The sequence below is a fragment of the Streptomyces albireticuli genome, assembly GCF_021228125.1.
GTDB lineage: Bacteria > Actinomycetota > Actinomycetes > Streptomycetales > Streptomycetaceae > Streptomyces > Streptomyces albireticuli.
The window spans coordinates 1-766 of record NZ_JAJQQS010000098.1 but is presented as its reverse complement, the minus strand read 5'-3'; the positions used below and the strand labels follow the sequence as shown (position 1 = coordinate 766).

Annotated in this window: 1 protein-coding gene; it reads right to left on the bottom strand. The window is 69.2% G+C overall.

Translation table 11 applies throughout. The annotated features are described in order from the left end of the window. Positions 1-764 (bottom strand): NAD-dependent malic enzyme (locus LUZ64_RS36775; protein WP_372478765.1); only part of this gene is annotated, 764 nt, incomplete at its 3' end. Positions 765-766: the final 2 nt, after the last annotated feature.

Sequence of the window (766 nt, the reverse complement as noted above, 5' to 3'; positions counted from 1 at the left end):
ACGCGCAGGGCGTTGGTGAGGGCGGCGAGGACGACGATGGCGGTGCCGTGCTGGTCGTCGTGGAAGACGGGGATGTCGAGGGCTTCGCGCAGGCGGGCTTCGATCTCGAAGCAGCGGGGGGCGGAGATGTCCTCGAGGTTGATGCCGGCGAAGCCGGGGGCGATGGCCTTGACGATCTCGACGATGGCGTCGGTGTCCTGGGTGTCGAGGCACAGGGGCCAGGCGTCGATGCCGGCGAAGCGTTTGAAGAGGGCGGCTTTGCCTTCCATGACGGGGAGGGCGGCCTTGGGGCCGATGTTGCCCAGGCCCAGGACGGCGGAGCCGTCGGTGACGACGGCGACGCTGTTGCGCTTGATGGTCAGGCGGCGGGCGTCCTCGGGGTTCTCGGCGATGGCCATGCAGACGCGGGCGACGCCGGGGGTGTAGACCATGGAGAGGTCGTCGCGGTTGCGGATGGGGTGTTTGGAGGCCATCTCGATCTTGCCGCCGAGGTGCATCAGGAAGGTGCGGTCGGAGACCTTGCCGAGGTGGACGCCCTCGATGCCGCGGAGTTTCTCGACGATCTCGTCGGCGTGGGCCGTGGAGGTCGCGGCGACGGTGACGTCGATCCGCAGCTTCTCGTGGCCGGAGGCGGTGACGTCCAGGCCGGTCACGGATCCGCCGGAGGACTCCACGGCCGTGGTGATCTGACCGACCGAGGTCCCGCTCGCGGGAACCTCCAGCCGGACCGTCATCGAGTACGAGACGCTTGGCGCCGTTGCCATGG